General features: G+C 35.6%; 23 protein-coding genes and 1 other RNA gene. 21 read left to right on the plus strand and 3 right to left on the minus strand.

Annotated elements, in window-relative coordinates:
* Positions 1-474: 474 nt before the first annotated feature.
* Positions 475-666: non-coding RNA, 6S RNA (gene ssrS, locus CD29_RS19945), on the minus strand.
* A 140-nt stretch (positions 667-806) separates the two neighbouring features.
* Complete coding sequence (locus CD29_RS06190) at positions 807-1448, minus strand: YfbR-like 5'-deoxynucleotidase (RefSeq protein ID WP_197061740.1); 642 nt, start codon at positions 1446-1448, stop codon at positions 807-809.
* Positions 1449-1886: 438 nt separating this feature from the next.
* Between CD29_RS06190 and CD29_RS20855 the strand changes: the two genes are divergently transcribed.
* The gene (locus CD29_RS20855; RefSeq protein WP_328286476.1) at positions 1887-2123 is read left to right on the plus strand and encodes a hypothetical protein; all 237 of its coding nucleotides are present in this window, start codon (positions 1887-1889) and stop codon (positions 2121-2123) included.
* 41 nt (positions 2124-2164) lie between these two features.
* Here CD29_RS20855 and CD29_RS06200 read toward each other — a convergent pair whose 3' ends face one another.
* Positions 2165-2347 (minus strand): YjfB family protein, encoded by a 183-nt coding sequence (locus CD29_RS06200; protein ID WP_036184268.1) that lies wholly within the window; start codon positions 2345-2347, stop codon positions 2165-2167.
* A 144-nt stretch (positions 2348-2491) separates the two neighbouring features.
* On the opposite strand from CD29_RS06200, the gene CD29_RS06205 reads away from it, so the two are divergent.
* The 20 genes from CD29_RS06205 to CD29_RS06300 all read left to right on the plus strand — a co-directional run bounded on the left by CD29_RS06205 (position 2492) and on the right by CD29_RS06300 (position 21671).
* Complete coding sequence (locus CD29_RS06205) at positions 2492-3055, plus strand: superoxide dismutase family protein (protein WP_036184275.1); 564 nt, start codon at positions 2492-2494, stop codon at positions 3053-3055.
* Positions 3056-3435: 380 nt separating this feature from the next.
* Entirely contained in the window at positions 3436-4455 is a 1020-nt protein-coding gene (locus tag CD29_RS06210) for a TAXI family TRAP transporter solute-binding subunit (RefSeq protein WP_036184276.1), read from the plus strand.
* Between the two features lie 147 nt (positions 4456-4602).
* Positions 4603-5127 carry a DUF1850 domain-containing protein gene (locus CD29_RS06215; protein ID WP_036184277.1) on the plus strand — a complete coding sequence of 175 codons (525 nt, stop codon included), beginning with the start codon at positions 4603-4605 and terminating at the stop codon, positions 5125-5127.
* Positions 5117-7141, plus strand: coding sequence for a TRAP transporter permease (locus CD29_RS06220; RefSeq protein WP_036184278.1), 2025 nt, complete (start codon positions 5117-5119; stop codon positions 7139-7141). Before CD29_RS06215 ends, CD29_RS06220 begins: the two co-directional genes overlap by 11 nt.
* A 183-nt stretch (positions 7142-7324) precedes the next feature.
* Positions 7325-7864: a 5' nucleotidase, NT5C type gene (locus CD29_RS06225; protein ID WP_036184279.1), complete on the plus strand. Its 540-nt coding sequence runs from the start codon at positions 7325-7327 to the stop codon at positions 7862-7864.
* A gap of 33 nt (positions 7865-7897) precedes the next feature.
* On the plus strand, positions 7898-8602 hold the full coding sequence (locus CD29_RS06230) for a GntR family transcriptional regulator (protein WP_036184280.1): 705 nt from the start codon (positions 7898-7900) through the stop codon (positions 8600-8602).
* A 188-nt stretch (positions 8603-8790) separates the two neighbouring features.
* The gene (gene phnG, locus CD29_RS06235) at positions 8791-9213 is read left to right on the plus strand and encodes a phosphonate C-P lyase system protein PhnG (protein WP_036184281.1); all 423 of its coding nucleotides are present in this window, start codon (positions 8791-8793) and stop codon (positions 9211-9213) included.
* Positions 9214-9224: 11 nt separating this feature from the next.
* Positions 9225-9794, plus strand: a complete 570-nt coding sequence (phnH, locus tag CD29_RS06240; protein WP_036184282.1) for a phosphonate C-P lyase system protein PhnH — start codon at positions 9225-9227, stop codon at positions 9792-9794.
* Positions 9795-10886, plus strand: a complete 1092-nt coding sequence (locus CD29_RS06245) for a carbon-phosphorus lyase complex subunit PhnI (protein ID WP_036184283.1) — start codon at positions 9795-9797, stop codon at positions 10884-10886.
* The gene (locus CD29_RS06250; RefSeq protein ID WP_036184284.1) at positions 10883-11725 is read left to right on the plus strand and encodes an alpha-D-ribose 1-methylphosphonate 5-phosphate C-P-lyase PhnJ; all 843 of its coding nucleotides are present in this window, start codon (positions 10883-10885) and stop codon (positions 11723-11725) included. The genes CD29_RS06245 and CD29_RS06250 overlap by 4 nt, the downstream gene beginning before the upstream one ends.
* On the plus strand, positions 11726-12565 hold the full coding sequence (locus CD29_RS06255) for an ATP-binding cassette domain-containing protein (protein WP_036184287.1): 840 nt from the start codon (positions 11726-11728) through the stop codon (positions 12563-12565).
* A 19-nt stretch (positions 12566-12584) separates the two neighbouring features.
* Entirely contained in the window at positions 12585-13760 is a 1176-nt protein-coding gene (phnM, locus tag CD29_RS06260) for a phosphonate metabolism protein PhnM (protein ID WP_036184289.1), read from the plus strand.
* A gap of 16 nt (positions 13761-13776) precedes the next feature.
* A complete protein-coding gene (phnL, locus tag CD29_RS06265) occupies positions 13777-14475 on the plus strand; it encodes a phosphonate C-P lyase system protein PhnL (protein ID WP_036184290.1) in 699 nt (232 codons plus the stop codon).
* Complete coding sequence (locus CD29_RS06270) at positions 14465-15280, plus strand: PHP domain-containing protein (RefSeq protein WP_036184291.1); 816 nt, start codon at positions 14465-14467, stop codon at positions 15278-15280. Before phnL ends, CD29_RS06270 begins: the two co-directional genes overlap by 11 nt.
* Positions 15281-15395: 115 nt before the next feature.
* Positions 15396-16487 (plus strand): PhnD/SsuA/transferrin family substrate-binding protein, encoded by a 1092-nt coding sequence (locus CD29_RS06275; protein ID WP_036184293.1) that lies wholly within the window; start codon positions 15396-15398, stop codon positions 16485-16487.
* Between the two features lie 134 nt (positions 16488-16621).
* Positions 16622-17461, plus strand: coding sequence for a phosphonate ABC transporter ATP-binding protein (phnC, locus tag CD29_RS06280; RefSeq protein ID WP_081976164.1), 840 nt, complete (start codon positions 16622-16624; stop codon positions 17459-17461).
* 12 nt (positions 17462-17473) lie between these two features.
* Positions 17474-18265 (plus strand): ABC transporter permease subunit, encoded by a 792-nt coding sequence (locus CD29_RS06285; protein ID WP_036184295.1) that lies wholly within the window; start codon positions 17474-17476, stop codon positions 18263-18265.
* Positions 18265-19122: a PhnE/PtxC family ABC transporter permease gene (locus CD29_RS06290; protein ID WP_036184297.1), complete on the plus strand. Its 858-nt coding sequence runs from the start codon at positions 18265-18267 to the stop codon at positions 19120-19122. Before CD29_RS06285 ends, CD29_RS06290 begins: the two co-directional genes overlap by 1 nt.
* 189 nt (positions 19123-19311) lie before the next feature.
* Positions 19312-20424: an amidohydrolase gene (locus CD29_RS06295; protein ID WP_036184298.1), complete on the plus strand. Its 1113-nt coding sequence runs from the start codon at positions 19312-19314 to the stop codon at positions 20422-20424.
* A gap of 131 nt (positions 20425-20555) precedes the next feature.
* Positions 20556-21671 (plus strand): mandelate racemase/muconate lactonizing enzyme family protein, encoded by a 1116-nt coding sequence (locus CD29_RS06300; protein ID WP_036184300.1) that lies wholly within the window; start codon positions 20556-20558, stop codon positions 21669-21671.
* The last annotated feature ends 3 nt before the right edge of the window (positions 21672-21674 follow it).

Consider the following 21674-nt stretch of genomic DNA (forward strand, 5'->3'; position numbering starts at 1 on the left):
TCATCATGGGTGTTAAAGACCTTTTTCAAAGGAAATCAAGCCACAATTGGTCATCATGGGTGTTAAAGACCTTTTTCAAAGGAAATCCAGCCTCAAAAGGTCATCATGGGTGTTATGAAGACCTTTTTCAAAGGAAATCCAGCCTCAAAAGGTCATCATGAGTGTTATGAAGACCTTTTACGAAAGAAATCCAGCCTCAAAAGGTCATCATGGGTGTTATGAAGACCTTTTTCAAAGGAAATCAAGCCTCAAAAGGTCATCATGGATGTTATGAAGACCTTTTTCAAAGGAAATCCAGCCTCAAAAGGTCATCATGGGTGTTATGAAGACCTTTTACGAAAGAAATCAGCCTCAAAAGGTCATCGTGGGTGTTATATTACGGTCAACTGACCAAGCTATAAGGGAATAACAAACAAAAAACACCCTCACTTCAAAAAGTGAGGGTGCTTTAAAGCCTTGCTATACAATATGTATGGCAAAGCCGCCTTGCCGTAGTTATTAATAAAAAGTTTTAAACCACCACTCCTCAAAGTGGGTGTTCGCAGAAGCTATCCTGTATATCGTCATTCACCGCAGTGTGACGCTCGCCATTCCAACTTCGATTAAAACTCCCTATTACAGCTCAAAGGTTAAAACTTAATATTTGTACGAACAACGCAGCTTTAATGTTATATTAAACGATTCTTTTTATATGTGCAAGTAAGTACCTCCAAAGAAAAAAGTCAAATATTTAATATTGGTAAGTAATATAAAACGAAAAAATTTTTAAATAAAAAAGCCTTCCTGAATCGGAAAACTTTCTCGGTTTAAGTGGTTTTATTCAACACTTCATTTGTTAAATCAACAATATTTATTTGTGTATCTTCTTGCATAACATCATTTAGAATTTCGGTGCGGAAGTACTGTACACTCACTGGTAAAGGCATAGCTAAAAGCTTTGTTAAGGCTTGTTGATACATAATGACAAATTCCTTATCAGTATTCCCTCGTTTTAGTTCTGCAAAAGACTCATAAAACTGATCAAGTTTGTCAGAGAATTCTAGAAGACGTCCTTCGATTGTGGAATCCTTTCCTTCCTTCATCCGCTCTAGGAAAATTTCCTGGAAGTCTGTTGGTATTTCTTCCATAATGAACTTCTCCATCATTTTTTCCTCTACATGGGCAATCATTTGCTTTAGCTCAACACTTGCATGCTTTACTGGCGTTTTAATATCGCCTATAAAGACTTCTGCAAAATCATGATTGATTGTTTTTTCATATAGTGACTTCCAATTAATCGTAGCACCATTCATTTCTTCAATTGTACCAAAAAACATTGCATACTGAGATACCTTCCATGAATGGGCGGCAACGTTATGTTCTTCGAATTTAAAGCGTCCTGGTGCTCGAAAAATTCGTTCCAAATCATTTAAACTTGTAAAAAACTTATGGATTCCGATGGTGATCACTCCTTTTATACAAATCGAAGCAAAATGCCTCTAACTGCATAATAATCTTTTTCGTTTTCTTATTGTATGCATTATACCGCTTTTAACAATTACTTAATACCTATTTAATAAAAATTTAAAAGACACTTATAGATACTGGACTAATTTCAACAAATTAGAAAAAATGTCATTGTATTATCAAAATTAAGCGCTTTCGTAATGATATAATTAATTAACATGAGTTATGAGGGATGTGTACGTATTGCTGTTAACGATTTTTATATATATTCATGTCGTAAGTGCAGTAGTATCGGTTGGTCCGCTTGTAGCATTATTACCAATCCTTAATAAAATGGAAAAACAGATGAAAGTCAACTTAGTGGTTTTGTACAAGCTTTTCAAATATCGATTACTGTTGTCAAACATGCAGGGCATGTATTAGTACTTTCTGGGGTAATTTTGATTGGGATAAGTGCATGGACTTGGACTACTTCTTGGATTGTCATGACGATTGCTCTAATGGTGGGCTCAATCGTCTTTTTAGCAAGAGCATTTAAGCCAACTTTAAAAACTTTTGGGACAACAGAATTTAATAAAGGTACGTTTATTGCCAAACTACGTAAATCTACAATTATTTATATTTTCTTGTTATTAATTATGCTTTGGTTAATGGTAGCAAAACCAATACTATGGTAAAGAAAAAGGGCTTTGACAAATTGGTCAAAGCTCTTTTCTCATCACACAGATACGTCAATTACCGTACCCTTATGTGGATGTGTGGCAGCTGGTTGCGTTGGCATGCTTTTAAGCAATTCAACAGTTCCTTGTGTGCCTAGATTTAGGGTTTTGTCAAGAATGCTCATTTGCAAAGTTTGTTGAAGTGATGCAACTTGAGCTGACATAAATGAACTTAATTCCATAGGAAACCCTCCTTTATATGTATATCGACATTTGAAGTGAAATGATTAATTTACCTAATATTAGGTAATGCTACAATTTTCGACAAATTATTGAATACTCTTTAGTTGGATAGGAGATACTTTCCTTGAAAAGGAGGGGTAATAATGAAAAGGAATATATTGTTATTAGGTCTTAGTATCGTTTTCTTAAGTGGATGCAATTTGTTTGGAGTTGGACAACAAGAAGCTACTATACCTGTAGTTGCACAAGAGGCTTTACACGCTGAAGCAAAAATGATGGACACTGAAGGAAATGAAGTGGGTGAAGTTAAATTTGCTGAGAGTGAGGATGGCGTACTCATTTCACTTAATCTAAAAAATGTGCCAGAAGGTCAGCATGGTATTCATATTCACACAGTAGGTAAATGTGAACAACCGACATTTGAATCTGCAGGTGCACATTTTAATCCTACGAACAAGAAACACGGAATTGATAACCCAGCAGGTCCACATGCAGGAGATTTACCAAATGTAAGTTCAGAAAATGGAGAAGTTGTTTCTGAATTTGTTGCAAAAAACATTACGTTGGAAAAAGGAATGGCAAATTCCTTATTTGACGAGGATGGAAGTTCAATCGTTTTACATGAAAAAGCAGATGACTATGTAACAGATCCTGCAGGTAATTCAGGTGCACGTATTGCGTGTGGTGTTATTACTATAGCTGAATAAGAATAAAAAAGTAATTCACATTGGCCAATAACAATGGGCGTATTGAATTACTTTTTTATTTTTATAATATAATGTTATATAACAATACCATCCATCCGATGGATTATTCTAATATAGTTTTTGGACATAATGGTATTTTTATACTCAAAGTGTTGAAAACAAAAGGTTGACGTGGAAACGGTAGTGATATTGAAAAGGTTTATTAATATATTGAAAATTTTAAATATTTCAGTATAACATAACAATACTTTTTTGAGTTGTATTTATGCTTAAAAATACACTTTTAATCTATTGACTGAAATATAAAAAGATTGACACAGTTCTATTTTAATAGTTAAATATATACTGTACTGTAACAAATTTCGCTAGGAGGGGTTTATGTGAAAAACAAGAAATATTGGTTACTTACAGTATTGAGCGTAATGCTAATCATGGTATTGGCTGCGTGTGGTGGGGAATCTGCTACTAAAGAAAATACTGAAAAAGAAAACACAAATGGTGAATCGACTTCAACAGATAATGGTTCAAAGTCATCTGATATTGAATTCCTAAGTTTAGCTACAGGTGGAACACAAGGAACTTATTATGCACTTGGTGGTACATTTGCTGATTTAATTACAGATGAAACTGGAATTAAAACAACTGCAGAAGTTTCTCAAGCATCTGCTGCCAATGTAAACGCTTTAAAAGCTGGGGATGCTGAAATTGTATTTATCCAAACGGATATTGCTTACTATGCAAAAAACGGTGAGTTAATGTTCGAAGGCGATGCAATGGAAAACCTTGTTGCAATCGGTGGTTTATATCCAGAAACAGTTCAATTAGTAACAACTGCAAACTCTGGAATCAAATCTTTTGAAGACCTTAAAGGTAAAAAAGTATCTGTAGGTGCTCCTGGTTCTGGTACTTACGCTAACGCTGAGCAATTACTAGAAATTCACGGATTATCAATTAAAGACGATATCCAAGCACAAAATTTAGACTTCGGTGAGTCTACTGATGGTTTACAAACTGGTCAAATCGATGCTGCATTCATCACGGCTGGATATCCAACAGCTGCTGTTGAGGCTTTAGGCGCTACTGCAGATGTGGTAATTGTTCCTGTAGCTGCTGATAAAGCAGAAGCATTAATTGCTAAATATCCATATTATGCTAAGGATACAATTCCAGCAGGTACGTATGGTTTAGAGTCTGATGTACCAGCAGTTTCAGTATTAGCTATGATTGCAACTACATCTGATCTTCCAGAAGATGTTGCTTATGGTATTACAAAAGCGATTTATGCTAATGCAGAAAAGATTAGCCATGCTAAAGGTGCGTTTATTAAAACAGAAACTGCTTTAGATGGTATTGGAATTCCTGTTCACCCAGGTGCACAAAAATTCTTTGATGAACAATAATTAATGAGATGAAGGGCTTGAAGACACAACTGCTTCTTCAAGCCCCTTTTTAATAATAACTTAATCCATCATAGGTACGTATTTACAACTTAGACTGTTCATCCAAGAACCTTGACAGTCGCTTAATATTAAAATTGAGGCGATGAAATGAAACGTGTATCCCTCCTTATTTCTACTATATTAGTTATTGGAATCGTTATCATTTTTTTATTTATTCCAATCTTTAAAGTTTTTTCATTTACTGAAACAAGAACGAATAATCCACAGTTATATTACATAAATGTTTCAAATGAGACCTCGTTTCAATTCCGTTTTACACACTCTATTCATAGAACAGATGTGTTAGAGAATTACAAAATTACCAATTCAAATAAACTGAAACTTGTCTCAATGGAATATGAGGATGTATCGATAGGGATGCCTGCTTATGCAGAAGAAGGCCAATCCATAACCTATGAAAATGGTAAATATAAACTATATTTTGAAGAAAAAATCATAGATAACTTCACACTTTATGTGGGAGATGTTGACTATGATTTATTTATTCTTTATGACGGTAAAGAATACAATCTTAAACAGTCTTTAAAACGAGGTAATTCTTACCTATTTGAAGTAACGACAGTTTCTTTATATGACAAGCTGAAAGGAGTGCTATTAGGATATGAAAGATAAGGAAAACCAGCTTGGAACGGATAATATTGAGACGTTAACAGAAGAACAACAACAGGCACTATTAGAAAAGTTTGATGCTGAATCAAACGTACGCCGAATAACTGGGGTAATGAAATGGGTAATATTCTTTGGATTATTATCATTTTCATTGTTCCAATTATACACTGCCATCTTTGGTCAATTTACAGCTGTAATCCAACGTTCAATTCACTTAGGATTTGGTTTAACGTTCATCTTTTTACTATTTCCAGCACGAAAAAAGGGTTCTAAAACTAAAATAGCATTTTATGATTATATTTTAGCAATATTAGCTGCAATTACTTCTATCTATTGGACGTTTAACTATGAGCGACTAATGACAAGTTTAGGGACTATTAATCAGACAGACTTTATCATAGGTTTAGTTGTAATTGTCTTAGTAATTGAAGCGGCGAGGCGTGCAGTTGGATTACCAATTGCAATAATTGCAGTACTATTCCTTTTGTATGCATTCTTTGGTAGACAAATGCCAGATTTTCTATCTCATAGAGGGCAATCGTTAGAAAGTATTGTTAATTTAATGTACTACTCAACTGACGGTATTTTAGGTACACCAATTAGCGTTTCGGCAACATATATCTTTGCATTTTTACTATTTGGAGCTTTCTTAGTTAAGACTGGTGTTGGTCAATATTTTAATGATTTGGCAGTTTCTGTAGCTGGTAAGCTAACTGGTGGACCTGCAAAAGTTGCTATTTTTTCTTCGGCATTGCAAGGAACAATATCGGGAAGTTCTGTTGCGAACGTAGTAACTTCGGGTTCTTACACAATTCCAATGATGAAAAAATTAGGATATAAAAAAGAATTTGCTGGTGGTGTTGAGGCCGCTGCTTCGACAGGCGGTCAATTAATGCCCCCAATTATGGGTGCAGCTGCCTTCTTAATGGTTGAATTTATCGGACGTGGAATTACTTATTGGGATATTGCAAAAGCTGCAATAATTCCAGCAATATTATACTTTACTGGTATTTGGATCATGACTCACTTTGAGGCGAAGCGTTTAGGACTTGAAGGTTTAAAAGATGAGGATATGCCAAACCGTAAAGAAGTATTTAAAAAGATTTATCTATTAACTCCAATTATTTTAATCATTGTTCTTATGGTTTCTGGAGTACCAGTTATTCATGCAGCGTTATATGGGATTTTATCATGTATAGTGGTAGGGATTATTAATAAAGATGTAAAATTTGGTCCAAAAGAATTTATTAATGCTTTAGTTGACGGTGCACGTACTGCATTAGGAGTTGTTGCAGCTACTGCATGTGCGGGTATTATTGTTGGGGTTGTTGTAAAAACAGGATTAGGCTTAAGTCTAGCGAATACATTAGTAGACTTAGCTGGTGGAAGTATCTTATTAACGTTAGTATTTGTAATGATTGCATCCCTTGTTTTAGGAATGGGTTCACCAACAACAGCTAACTACGTTATTACATCTACAATTGCAGCTCCTGCAATTATTACGTTATTAGCACCTGATGTATCTCAGGCGATGATTCCTATAACAGTTTTATTATCAGCACACTTCTTTGTATTCTACTTTGGTATTATTGCTGATATTACACCTCCAGTTGCCTTGGCAGCATTTGCTGCATCCGGTATTTCAGGAGGAGATCCAATTAAAACAGGTGTAAACTCTGCGAAACTTGCAATTGCAGCATTCATTATTCCATATATGGTTGTATTTTCTCCGGAATTGTTAATGATTGATGTCACATTATTGCAAGTTATTTGGGTACTGTTCACTGCGGTTATGGGTATGATGGCAATAGGTGCAGGGGTTATCGGTTTCTGGTATCGTAAAATTAACTGGATTGAACGTCTAATATTAATTGCATCTGGGCTTGCAATGATCTATCCAGAAAGAATTTCAGATGTTTCCGGATTAGTTGTATTTGGCTTACTGTTTGTTTTCCAATTAACGACTAAAGATAAAGGGAACAAACCGAATGGACAAAATGTAACTCCAGCAAACTAAATTGAATGAGATGAAGTATAAAGGCTGTCTAGAAAGTAAACTTTCTAGACAGCTTATTTAATTTTATTAGTTACTTGTTCTACTGACGTAAAGATTCTGTAAAATTGTCCGAAATTATTTGTTTTTATTGGGTTCATTTCTTAGACTAGTAGTAAATACAGTAATTTGGGAGGTCATGTTCATATGAAGAGTATTGCAGTAGATATGGATCAAGTAATCGCGGACTTTATAGGAAAGGCATATAAGTCAGCAAATGAGAGATTCAATTTAAATATGACAAGAGAAAAGTTTGAAGTGACTAAGTTGGACGTCGAGTACCCACATTTGGCTAAGGATTTCTTTTTAATGATTAACGAGCCAGATTTCTTCCGTGACTTTGAATTATTAGACCCAGATGCTGTTCCAGTGCTAAAAGAATTAAATGAGCATTATGAAATTTACATTGCAACAGCAGCAATGGATGTCCCTGGTTGCTTTAACGCAAAATATGAATGGCTATTAGAACACTTCCCATTTTTAGATCCTAATCATTTCATATTCTGTGGGGATAAAAAGGTTGTTAAAGCCGATTTTCTAATTGATGACAATGTCAGACAACTTCATTCTTTTACAGGTGAAGGAATTTTATATTCTCAAAAGTACAATGAACATTGTAATGATTTTAAGAGAGTGCGTAATTGGAAGGAAATTAAAGAACTATTTTTACCAGTGCAATCAAAATAATTATGTTTTCCATGCTTAATAGAAGGTGAAAGAATGGAACAAATTGAAGTGCGAGATTATTTAATTGAAAGTATTCGTAAAAATAAAGATAAAGAGAATGCTAAACTGCCAAGTGAAAATGCATTAGCAAAAGAATTTTCTATTCCTAGAAAAAGAGTGCGAGATGCCTACATTTACCTAGAACAAATGGGCCTAGTCAAATCAAAACAAGGGGTAGGTCATTTCATCAAGCCTAAGCGAAAGCTGCTTGATATTGTGTTAACTGGAGATGTTAGTTTTAGCGAAAAAATGAAAAAACAAACAGATGATTATCGTTCAGTTATAACACGTTTAGAACAAATCGATCGAAATGATTCCTTATATCAGAATATAGAATTTGAAGGTAGCGACATATTATATATTGTTGAAAGATTAAGATTTATAGAAGGTGAGCCAGCTGCTTTACATCGTTCCTATGTGAACGCAACAATTTTCCCAGATATAAAAAAAGAGCAAAATAAATTATCGTCTATTTATCAATTTTATAAGCTCAATGGTATTCGTGATTTTGAAAGTAAATTTACAAGATTATCAACTACTTTTCCAGGTAAATATGAAAGACTGATGCTAGAATGTGAAAATCTAGTTCCTCTCATACAAGTGGAATCCGATAATTGGGACAAAGATCGACGAATTCAATTAGAGTATACTGAAATTTTATATAGGAGCGACCGTTTTTCGTTCCAGCTAAATGGCTAAAAAGACTGTCCAGAAAACTAAACTTTTCTGGACAGTCTTTTTTTGCGTTAGGTAGTACAAATAAAAAACTAACTCGACCTATTTGGGTCGAGTTAGTTTTTCTAATTTATTTTTACATAATCTTCACATTCCCTTAATGGTGTTGAACTTGGCGACAAGATACATTTACGAAGAAGGGAGTGTTAATAATGAACCGTGCATTACGAACAAAACTATTAATTGAAATAGGGCATAAAGAAGCATTGGTTATGGCAAACGAAATTGTTGAGCGCTATGAAGTTCAAGAAATCCAACCACCTAGACAAGGCCTTACAATGATCAAATTAAGAGAATCTGCAAAAAATTCTTTGTTTTATATAGGAGAAGTACTAATAACTGAAACGAAAGTGAAAGTCGGAAACAGCTTTGGTACTGGGATTGTTATGGAAGAAAACGAAAATTTATCTAGAGCTCTGGCCATTATTGATGCGGCTTATAAGGAGAATCTACCAGAGACAGTGGCCTGGTTACAGTTGCTTAAAGACCTTGAACAAAAACTTCAATATGAAATGGAAAAAGTAAAATGCTCAATTGAGCGAACTAAAGTACATTTCGACACGATGAAAATTTAGGAGGGTTATATATGATTTTTCATAGCACTCAGCTAGCTTTTAGAGAAGTATTAGAAGCTTTATCTTTTCCAGGAAAGATCAATCTTGTAGATGAATGTCCATATGATATGTCTCCACTTATTTCACAAACAGGACTTGTCTGTATGACTTTATTAGATAGTGAAGTCACATTTCATGTTTCAGACGACAATAACGAAATTACAAAAACGTTACATGCTTATACTGGAAGTCATACGATAGAGGCAAGTAAAGCAGACTTTATCATACTTCCATTATCAAGCTCGATGGGTGTGATATTAAATAAGCTTGAGCAAGCAAATATTGGGGACTTAGTAAGACCTCATAAATCCGCAACGATTATTTTTGAGGTGGAAAGTTTACAATCTGGATTTAAATATGATCTCAAAGGACCGGGTATAAAGGGGACGAATTTTTTAAAGTGCACAGTTCAGCCGGAAATATTAAAGAAAAGAAATGAAATCAATAAAGAATATCCACTTGGAATCGACATGATTTTTATCGACCTGCAAGGGAATGTTGTGGGACTACCAAGAACAACGCAATTAACAGAGGTGATATAGATGGGTTACGTAGCAGTAACTGGTGGGAAGGAAGCAATCGAAGCATCCCTTCAGCATTTATCTTATGAACGAGTGAAACATGGCAAATGGATTGACGTAGAGACGATTAAAGCGACAATGCGCGGTTTTTTAGATCAAGTCATGTCCGAAAGTAGTTTATATAGTGAAAATTTAGCCGCATTAGCAATGAAGCAGAGCGAAGGAAATGTAGAAGAAGCTGTTTTTCTATTGCGTGCACACCGATCGACACTGCCAAGACTCTATTATTCTACTGTAACAGATCCTAGAGATATGTTTGTGCACCGTCGGATTTCTGCAAGTTTTAAAGATATTCCAGGTGGTCAAATACTAGGTACTTCCCATGATTATTTGCACCGGCTACTTGATTTTTCATTAGTTGATGAAACAGAGGAAGAAGTATTGCAAAAAAAGGCGGATTTTGAAGAAGTCGAAGTTCCAGAAGAAAGTTCCATCCCTTTAGAAAAGTTGCCAAAAGTCATGGATTATTTACGAGCAGAAGGGCTAATTAATGAATTCCCTGTAAACGATGAAGAACCAGACGATGTTACGAAACTGAGTTTAACATTCCCGAGTAGCCGAAGTGAGCGACTTCAAATTTTAACTCGTGGACAAACGGGTGGCGTAGTTTCACTTGGGTATGCCGGTTTGCGAGGATATGGTTCTTCACACCCGAATGTAGGGGAAGTTCGAGTTGGCCTGCAACCGATTCATGTTCAACTAGATGGAGACGATGAGGAATACTATATTGGCTCCATAAAGTTAACGGAGGTTGAGTCATTCATTCCTGCAAATGTCAGTGAAAATGGAAAAGAAGTGCTAGAGTTTGATATTGGTTATGGAGCATGTTTTGGACAAAACGAAACAAAAGCTATTGCGATGTCGATTTTAGATCATGCTCTTGAAAATCCAGAAAATACACCAATTCATGATGAAGAATTTGTATTACTTCATGTCGATACAATCGAATCAACAGGATTTATATCACATTTAAAACTTCCACACTATGTTACCTTCCAGTCTAAGTTAGAGCAAATGAGAAAAATAAAAAAAGAGAGTGAGGCACGCAAATGAGTAAATTCCCATTCGCATTTTTAGATGAACAATCCAAAAAGGAAATCAGACGTGCGGTGTTAAAGGGTGTCGCAATCCCTGGTTACCAGGTGCCATTTGCCTCTCGCGAAATACCAATTGGACGTGGTTGGGGTACAGGTGGTCTTCAGATTACTCTTGCATTAGTAGGGCAAAACGACGTATTAAAAGTAATTGACCAAGGATCAGATGAGTCTGTTAACGCTGAAAATATTAAGAAACTAGTTCAAAAGACAACAGGGATTGAAACAACCATTCATACAAGTGAAGCGACATTGATTCAATCGCGCCACAGAATCCCAGAAGTCCCATTAAGAAGTGATCAAATTATGATTCTTCAAGTTCCAGAGCCAGAGCCACTAAGACATGTTGAACGTAGTGAGTTCAAAACTAAACAAATGCATGCAGAAAAAGAATATAGCGGTGCTTATTTGCTATTGTTTGAGCAAATTATGCGTTATGGACAAACGTCAGAGGGGGCCGACTATCCTGTTTATGTTCATAATCGATATGTTATGAATCCAAGTCCAATTCCTCGTTTTGATAATCCTAAAATCCATCAAAGTGATGCTTTGGTGCTATTTGGAGCTGGTCGTGAGAAGAAGATTTATGCAGTACCTCCTTATACAAATGTCGAATCACTTGCCTTTGATGATTATCCGTTTGAGGTAGAAGCATTCGAAGGAAAAGCATGTAAAGCAACAGGACTAACAAATGTATTCTTGGATGAGTTTACAGATGAAGAAACTGGTGAAACGTACTATTTATGTAACGACACAAGCTATATGCAAGAGTACTTGGAACAGAAAAGAGGGATATAAATGCATGTAGAACAACCGATTTTACAAATAAGAAACTTATCTAAGCAATACGGGGAAGGCTGTACGAATTGTTTGCAACCAAATGCAAAATTAGAAAAGAATTTCTGCCCAGTTTGTAAAACAGTATTTGCCTGTAAAGATGTGTCGATTGATCTTTATCGTGGAGAAATCTTAGGAATTGTAGGTGAAAGTGGCAGCGGTAAATCGACATTAATGAAAAGCCTATATTTTGATGAAGAAGTAACTACCGGTGAAGGCTACTTAGAAGATTTCAATAATGGGTCACTTAATATATTTACGCAATCAGGACAACAAAAAAGATATATTCGTAACTCGCTACTCGGAATGGTTTACCAAAATCCAATGCTCGGGTTAAAGATGAGCTTTTCATCTATTAGTAATATTGCAGAAAAACAAATCGCAGCTGGGAACAGACACGTTGGGCATATGGTAAGTCGAAGTAATGAGCTACTAGACCAAGTGAATATCCCTTTGAAAAGAAGTAAAGAGCCACCGAAAAACTTCTCTGGTGGGATGCAGCAACGTGTACAAATAGCCAAGGCCTTATCTAGTAACCCACCAATATTATTACTAGATGAAGTGACAACAGGTTTAGATTTATCTGTTCAAGCCTCAGTCCTGGATCTAATTAAAACTATACAAAGAGAACTTCAAATTTCAATGATTGTTGTATCGCATGATTTAGCGGTTATCCGAATGTTAGCAGACCGCACGATTGTTATGTTAAATGGTCAAATTATCGAGCAAGGCTTAACCGACCAAATTTTAGAAGACCCGCAACATGCATATACTCAACAGCTTGTGTATTCGCTACTTTAACCGAAAGAGGGAAGCTTATATGTACATTTTGACAAATGGAATTATTGTAACTGAGCATGAAATGTTAATAAATCATGCTGTAGTAGTTGAGAATGATATTATTACAAAAATTATTCATGAAAATAGAGTGGAAGAATTTAAAGAGGGGAAAATAATCGACGCAAAAGGTGGATTTATTACTCCTGGATTTGTTGATATTCATTCTGACTATATAGAAACGATTTTGTCGCCTCGTCCAAGTTCAATCATGGATGTGAATCTTGGATTAAGAGAAAGTGAGCGTATTTTAGCAACTCATGGAATTACAACAATGTTTCATTCTCTTTCTTACTATGGAGATGACAAATTTTCACATAAAGCGATTCGTAATCCTGAGAATGTGCAAAAAATTGTAAATGCCATTCATGAATCACATGATTCAAAACATTTAATTCGCCATCGACTACACGCTCGATTTGAAATTGATTGTATCGATCAAATGCCTATAATCATTGAAAATATCAACGACAATAAAGTGCACCTACTTTCCTTTATGGACCATACTCCTGGCCAAGGTCAATATCGAAATCTAGAAACCTATAAGGGGATAATGCTAGGTTACCGTGATATGACGGAAGAAGAACTGGATGGAATTATTGAAGAACAAATGGATAAAGACAAAATCACTTTTAAAGATATCGAAAGAATAAGTAAGCTAGCCATTGAGCGAAACATTGCAGTTGCCTCTCATGATGACGATGAAATTGAAAAGTTAAAGCTTGTTCAATCATACGGAACAACAATTAGTGAATTTCCAATTACTCTTGCAGTTGCAAAAGCAGCAAAAGAGCTTAACCTTCATACTATCGCAGGGGCACCAAATATTCTATTAGGTGGTTCTCATACGGGTAATTTAAGCGCGGCAGAAGCAATTCGAGAAAGAGTAATAGACATTATTTGTAGCGATTACTATCCACCAGCTATGCTCCACGGCATCTTTGAGATGTATAAAAATTATAATGAGGATCTACATTATTTATTCCAATTAGTGACGATTAACCCTGCCCGTGCAGTTAATTTGGGAGATGAATTAGGGTCTATCGAAGAAGGTAAAAAGGCGGATCTCTTAGTCATTGAACAGATGGATGATGGATTCCCAATTATTACATCTACTATGGTAGATGGAAAACTAATTATGCAAACAAATTACCGTTAAAAGAGGGGGATTTCCTATGATTCAAGTTGAGAATTTGCAAAAGGAATTTAAGATCCACCATATAAATAAAACTTTACACGCCATAAATGATATTTCCTTTACAGTTGAGAAGGGGAACTTTTTGGGGATTGTCGGAAAAAGTGGTAGTGGAAAATCTACCATTCTTAAAAGTATTTATGGTACTTATAAACCGCAAAGTGGCGCAATCTACTATAATTCAGAATCCTTTGGGAAAATTAATTTAGTGTGTGCATCACCGCGTGAAATCCTATATTTACGTAAATATGAAATTGGCTATGTATCTCAGTTTTTATCTGTGATGCCCCGAACAACAGCACTTGAACTAGTCGAGCAATCCTTGCTTGAGACGGGTGTGAGTTTTGAGGAAGCACACGAGGAAGCTGTGAGCACTTTGAAACATTTTGATTTAGATGAGTCACTTTGGAATAACTATCCGAATTACTTTTCTGGTGGGGAAAAACTTCGTCTAAACATAGCGAGAGCTGTCGTAAAAAAGCCAAGATTATTACTTTTAGATGAACCAACAGCTAGTTTAGATAATACTTCAAAGGTGAAAGTACGCGAATCCATTGAAAAGTTAAAAAATCAAGGGACTACATTAATCGGTATTTTTCACGATTTAGAGTTTATGGAAGGATTATGTGATGAAGTTTTTACAATGCAAAAAGTGGTGGTGAATTCAATTGAAACTTGACCTCCATTTGCATAGCACTTTCTCTGATGGCGCGGATACATTAGAAGTTCTATTTGAAATGGCAAAGAAAAAGGGATTAACCCATATTAGTATCGTGGACCATGATACAACACGACATGTTCAACCGGCAAAACTACTGGCTGAAGAATACGACATAAGGTTCATCCCAGGAATTGAAATTTCTGCTTATGATTTTAAACGTAATCGTAAAGTGCATATCCTTGGCTATGATTTCCGAGACGAAACGCCCCACATTGATGCAATATGTACACAACTTTTAGACAGAAGACATCAGCATTCATTATGGCAATTAGAAAAAATCCAACAAGCAGGATTAAATCTTCAGCTAGAATCGGCTATGAGTTACGTTACTGATGGTGGAATTTTATATAAGCAACATATTATGAATGCTTTGACCGATGCACCATTCAATTCAGTTGTATACCAAACACTCTATCGCAATTTGTTTAAAGGTGATGGTGTTGCGAAAGGGGATATTACATATGTTGATGCCTTTAAAGCTGTAGAAGCAATTCGTGCTGATGGTGGATATGCTGTTCTTGCACATCCAGGGCAACTAGACTCCTTTGATATAGCTGAAGAATTAGTTCCAGTTGGTTTAGGCGGTATCGAAAAAATTCATCCAGATCACACGTTGGGACAAGTGAACCGAATTGTAAATATTGCAAATACTTATGAGCTATTTACAACCGGGGGCTCTGATTATCACGGTAGGTATGGCGCGGTTTCGGTAACAGATGAATATTCTTTACAAAATGTTAAGAATATCCCATTTATTAAATGAGTGTTAAACATTGTTAAGCTTATTCCAAACTACTTTTCTCCTATTTTTTTTGTGATTAAATAGTCTCGTAGGAGCTTTAAAAAAAATCTAAGTACTAAGAGGGAGAATTATTAACATGAACAAAAAGTTATTAACACTGCTTTTCATAAGTGTTTTAGCAGTACTTGCTCTAGTAGGTTGTGGTGCACAGGAAAATGGCAACACATCTAACAACACAGATTCGAAATCTGGATCTGCTAACGAAGGAAAAAAAGCTGATACATCAAAAATTACGGTAGTTTGGTATCCAAACGAATCAGGTAATGAATTAAAAGGATCACGTGATGCTCTAGGTGCATTAATTAAAGATGCAACTGGTCGTGAAGTAGAACATAAATTAACAACTGACTATGCAATCGCAATTGAAACAATTGCAAACGGAAATGCACATGTTGCTTTCATGGGTGCTCAAGGATATATCGAAGCAAATAACAAAAGTAAAGACGTACAAGCATTAGTAGTACCTTCTGGTAAATCTGGTACATTAGATGACGCAGTTTACTATAGCTGGTTAGCAGTTCCTAAAGACAAAGCAGAAGAATATAAAACAAACGGTGAGTTTGACGTAGATAAAATTGCTGGAAAAAGATTTTCATTCGTTTCAGCTTCATCAACTTCAGGTTTTAAAGTACCTTCAACATCAATCATTAGTCACTTTGGTGCACAAGAAGAGTACAAAGATTTAACTGCAGAAGATCTAGCAGAACCAAATGCATTATTCCCAGAAGTATTATTTGGTGACTCTCACCAAGGTTCAGCTGTAAACATGTTAATGGAGCGTTCTGATGTATCTGCTTTCTGTGATACTTGTGTAAACAATTATGTTGAAGTAGTTGAAGGTAAGGCAAATACAGTTGGTGCTGTTTACCGTGTGAAAGATGATGCAGAAGCTCCATTCAATAACTTAGTAGGAAAAGAGTTTGTTTTAATTTCAGTAACACCAGTATTAAATGCGCCATTCGTAGTAAATGAATCAGTACTAACAGCAGATGAAATCGCTGCTATTGAAAAGGCATTTACTTCAGATGAAACAGCTAATAATGAAGAAGTCTTCGTTCCAAAAGGTTCTGACACAAAAGGTTTATTTAGTAAATCAGATGGTGGAAATGAGAGATTTGTAAGTGTTGAAGACGAATGGTTCGATCCAATTCGTGACCTTTCAAAATAATAAGTAAAAAAAGAGAGCTTATATTTAGATAAGTTCTCTTTTTTTAAAATATAGATCGTGTGGCCATTTAAAGTTTTCAAGTAGTGATTATTAGGGTTGCAATTAATGAGAGCCTAAATAAAGGAGTTTTGACAATGCCGACAATTCTAGCTGAAAAAACTGAGGTTTATGAAAAAAAGGGTAAGAATAAAAAAGAGTTTCAAAATAGCAAAACAATACTAAAAATTAAAGACTTATATAAAAGCTATAACATTAAAACACCTGTCCTTTCAATGATCGAAATGGAGTTAAAGCAAGGTGAGTTTGTTTCTATTATCGGCCCATCTGGTGCTGGAAAATCTACTTTGCTTCGCTGTATTAACCGAATGATTGAACCATCCGAAGGTAGTATTGTGTTCGATGAAACTGAAATAACATCATTAAGTAAAAAAGCATTGCGTGGCGAACGAGCTAAAATCGGTATGGTATTCCAACACTATAATTTAGTCTCTCGCTTAACTGTATTTGAGAATGTTTTACACGGTCGTTTTGGTTATAAATCAACGCTAAAAGGAATATTAAGCATTTTTACGGAAGAAGAAAAACAGTTAGCCCTTGAAATTCTAGATAAGTTAGGTATGAAGGAATTTGCTTACAAGCGTTGTGATCAGCTTAGTGGCGGTCAAAAACAACGTGTCGGGATTGCTCGTGCATTAGTTCAACAGCCAAAACTACTACTTTGTGATGAGCCAATTGCTTCACTCGATCCGAACTCATCAAAGGTTATCATGGATCATTTAAAAGAAATTTGCGAAACAATGGGAATTACAGTTCTTGTTAACTTGCACCAAGTTGATGTTGCAGTGAAATATTCAGATCGTATTATTGGGCTAAATAAGGGTCGTGTTGTTTTTGAAGGACTTCCAAAGGAATTATCAAACTATGCAATTCAGGATATTTATGGCTCTGAATTGGAAGACTTGATTGTCGAATAGGAGGGGCAAGAATTGAATGCACAATTTGATGTAATTAAGAAAAAGAGAATTCAAATGACTATCATTTTACTAGTCATGCTCCTAATCGTATTTGGTGCTAAAGTTTTAACTGATTTTAGCTTCATGGAAGGATTAGCATCTATTCCTGGTACGGTTTTTTGGATGTTTACAAATTTAATACCAACAGCAGAAGCGATGGAGAATTTCCCGAAAGTGATGGAGCGTTTGTGGGAAACAATCATACTTTCCATTTTAGCAACGACCACTGCGGGAATTTTTGCTTTATTCTTTGCTTTATTTGGATCAAAAACAACGAAAATTAATGGATTACTTGCATTACTATCTAGGGTGATTGCATCAGTCTTCCGTAATATTCCTGTCGTAGCATGGGCATTGGTGCTTGTTATTTCTTTTGGGCATAATGTTGTAACTGGTTATTTCGCTCTTTTCTTTACAACTTTTGGATTTTTAGTACGTGCATTTATGGAAACGATTGATGAAGCAAGTACGGATTCCGTTGAAGCATTAAATGCAACTGGGGCAACTTATTTCCAAATGGTATTTAGAGGGGTAATTCCTGATACATTGCCGCAAATGTTAAGTTGGGTATTTTTCATGATTGATACAAATATTCGTAGTGCTACTTTAGTAGGGTTATTAACTGGAACGGGTATTGGTTATATTTTTGATTTGTATTATAAGCGTCTAGATTACCCAACGGTTGGACTAATTACACTTAGTATTATTGTTGTGGTCATTGTGATTGAACTTATTTCAAATAAGGTAAGGAGGATGATTTTATAATGCAAATTTCAGAAATAGCTTCTTCCACGACTAGTAGCATAAAAGTGCGAAATGGGAAGATACAGATTAAAACCTTTAATCGTTCGAATTTTGTACTTCAGCTAACACTAGCCTTTTTAATCATTTTTACAGTAGTGGCACCATTCTTTTTAGATTATAAGTCCATTGATTTACAAACAGCGATTTTCTATACAGTAGATAATTTAAAAATGATGTTTTTACAACCTGCTCTAAATCAAATTACAATTGGTACGGCGTTAATCCAAATATTAATCACATTAGCATTAGCGTTTTTATCAACAGTTATTGGTGCTGTAATTTCCTTTTTCTTAGCAATCGCTTGTGCGAAAAACTTAGCTCCAACTTGGCTTTCAAATACTATCATTACATTTAATTCTTTCATTCGCGCAGTCCCTACAGTGCTTTGGGTGTTGATCTTTGCAATTGTTGCTGGACTTGGGAGTGTAGCTGCAATTCTTGGTATGACCCTTCATACTATTGCTTATTTATCAAAAGCTTACTCAGAGTCATTTGAAGAAATTGATGGAGGCATGATTGAAGCATTGCGTGCTACTGGGGCGAAATGGTGGCACATTATTGTTCATGTTGTCCTACCGCAAACTTCTTCTTACATGATTTCATGGACATTCTTACGATTTGAAACAAATTATGGAGTTGCCATAGCAATGGGTGCAGCAGCTGCAGCTGGTGGTATTGGTTTCGAATTATTTATGTCTTCTAGTTTCTACTACGATTTACATGAAGTAGGTGCAATAACTTACTTCGCATTAATCATTGCATTAATTTTAGAGGTAATTTCAGTCCAAATAAAAAATCGCTTAATTGGTTCAAGATAAGTAACTAAATATTAAGTATTAAGGGTTCTTTTATTGTTATTGACAATAAAAGAACCCTTTTTTTAGGCAAATTTCAATATGGGAATTTGCCGTTATCTATACACCCAACTTTATAGGCATAAGCAGTTAATAAGTTTATAATTAATATGTATAATAGAATAAGCAAAAATAATATTCGAGGTGCTAAATATGGGTCAAGTGCAAACTCACGAGGATGTCATCTTTGGTTGGTTCGATCATTTTCATGCAAATCCAGAAGTAAGCTGGAAAGAAGTAGAAACAACTAAAAAAATTGCTTCAATTTTAAGTGAAATGAATATACCTTATAAAACGTTTTCCAATATCACTGGATTGGTTGCTGAAATCGGCCAAGGTGAAGAAGTCATTGCTGTTCGTGCAGATATTGACGCATTATGGCAAGAAGTTGATGGAGTAATGAAGGCAAATCACTCATGCGGACATGATGCTAATATTTCGATGGTGTTAGGTGCATTATTAAAGTTAAAAGACGAAAAATTGAAAAAGAGAATCCGTTTTATTTTCCAACCGGCCGAAGAAACTGGTGGTGGGGCGATTGAAATGGTGAAAAATGGCGTAATCGACGATGTAACTCATCTGTTTGGCGTACATTTAAGACCTTTAGAAGAACTTCCGTATGGAAAAGTTACACCTGCTATACACCATGGTGCAGCGTTGTTTTTATCGGGATTTATTCATGGTGCAGATGCACACGGAGCAAGACCCCACCAAGGGAGAAATGCGATTGATATCGCTTTTGCAATTCAACAAATGCTAAAAAATATTTATATTGATCCATTTGAAATTTATAGTGCAAAATTAACGAAAATTGTTGCAGACGGTGGAAGTATGAATATTATTCCGGGGAATGCAACATTTTCGATAGATGTTAGGGCGCAAAAAAATGCTGTATTAGATGTTCTTCATGAACGAATTGAAGAGGGATTAAAGCAAATTCGCGAAATGTATAAGACAGATGTTCAATGGACTTGGTATGATAAAACACCAGGCGCTGAAGTATCTGAAAATGCTAAAGATATTGCATTGGAAGCTATAAAAGCGGAAATGGGCGAACAGTATCTTGAAAAGCCGATTATGACTCCTGGTAGCGACGATTTCCATTACTACACTGTTCTCAGACCAAATTTAAAAGCAGCAATGCTCGGTATTGGTGCCGATTTAACTCCAGGTCTTCACCATCCGAAAATGACTTTTAAAAGAGAGGCATTAATCGTAGGGGTAAACGCTTTAACTGCTACACTTCGAAAAGCAGCAAATCAATAAAACGAAACTTTTAATCAGTGGGGTATCCAATGAACAGGAAATGGGCAGCATTTTTTGAATTTCCCCACTGATTAATACTAGTACCCGAGATAAATAAGTCACCTTAGACAATGAGAAGGAAGTAATTAATAATGAAGATTAAGCAAATTGAAGTTTTTTCAGTTCATCTACCTTTAATTAAACCATTTATAATTAGCTATGCTAATTACCCACATATTTCATCGATTATAGTAAAACTTACGACAGAATGTGGTCTAGTTGGATGGGGAGAAAGTGTCCCAGACGAACATATTACTGGGGAAACGCCTGAGTCAACTTACGCTATGATAAAAAATACTTTTGCGCCGGTAATGATTGGGCAAAACCCAATGGAATTTGAAAAAATTCACGACTTATTGGATAAGGTTGTTAAACGTGCGCCAGCAGCAAAAGCTGCGATTGATATTGCGTGCTTTGATGTGACTGGAAAGAAATTGGGTGTTCCAGTATATCGATTACTTGGTGGACGCTACCATGAAAAATTCCCTGTAACTCATGTATTAAGTATTGGAAAACCAGAAGACATGGCAGATGAAGCTGAAGAAAAATTAAAAGAAGGCTACACTTCCTTTAAAATGAAGGTTGGTGTAAATGTTATGGACGACGTGAAGCGGATTAAAGCTGTACGAGCTCGTGTAGGTGAAGAAATAGCGATTCGCGTAGACGTCAACCAAGGTTGGGAAAATAGCGCGAATACGTTAAAGGCTTTGCGTCAATTAGAAGATTTAGGACTAGACTGGTTAGAACAACCTGTAGACCAAAACGACATCGATGGTATGGTGGAGATTAAATCAAAAACATCCATTCCTCAAATGATCGACGAAGGTCTAAAAGATATGAACGACATGCGTGAAATTATTGCCAAACGCGCAGCAGATAAAGTCAACATTAAGCTAATGAAATGTGGCGGTATTTACCCTGCGATGAAGTTAGCAAATATGGCTGAAATGGCAGGAATTGAATGCCAGGTAGGTTCAATGGTTGAATCATCGATTGGCTCAGCTGCTGGTTTCCATGTCGCATTCTCGAAAAAAATTATAAAAAGTGTCGAATTAACGGGCCCAGTTAAGTTCTCGAAAGATATTGGAGATTTAAAGCAAGACTACATCATTCCGTTTATTCAATTAAACGAACGTCCTGGACTAGGTGTTTCTATTGATGAATCAATACTTGCTGAACTAACACAAAAATCAGACGTCATTGAGTAGGTG

This window comes from Ureibacillus manganicus DSM 26584 (genome assembly GCF_000772945.1).
Lineage (GTDB): Bacteria > Bacillota > Bacilli > Bacillales_A > Planococcaceae > Ureibacillus > Ureibacillus manganicus.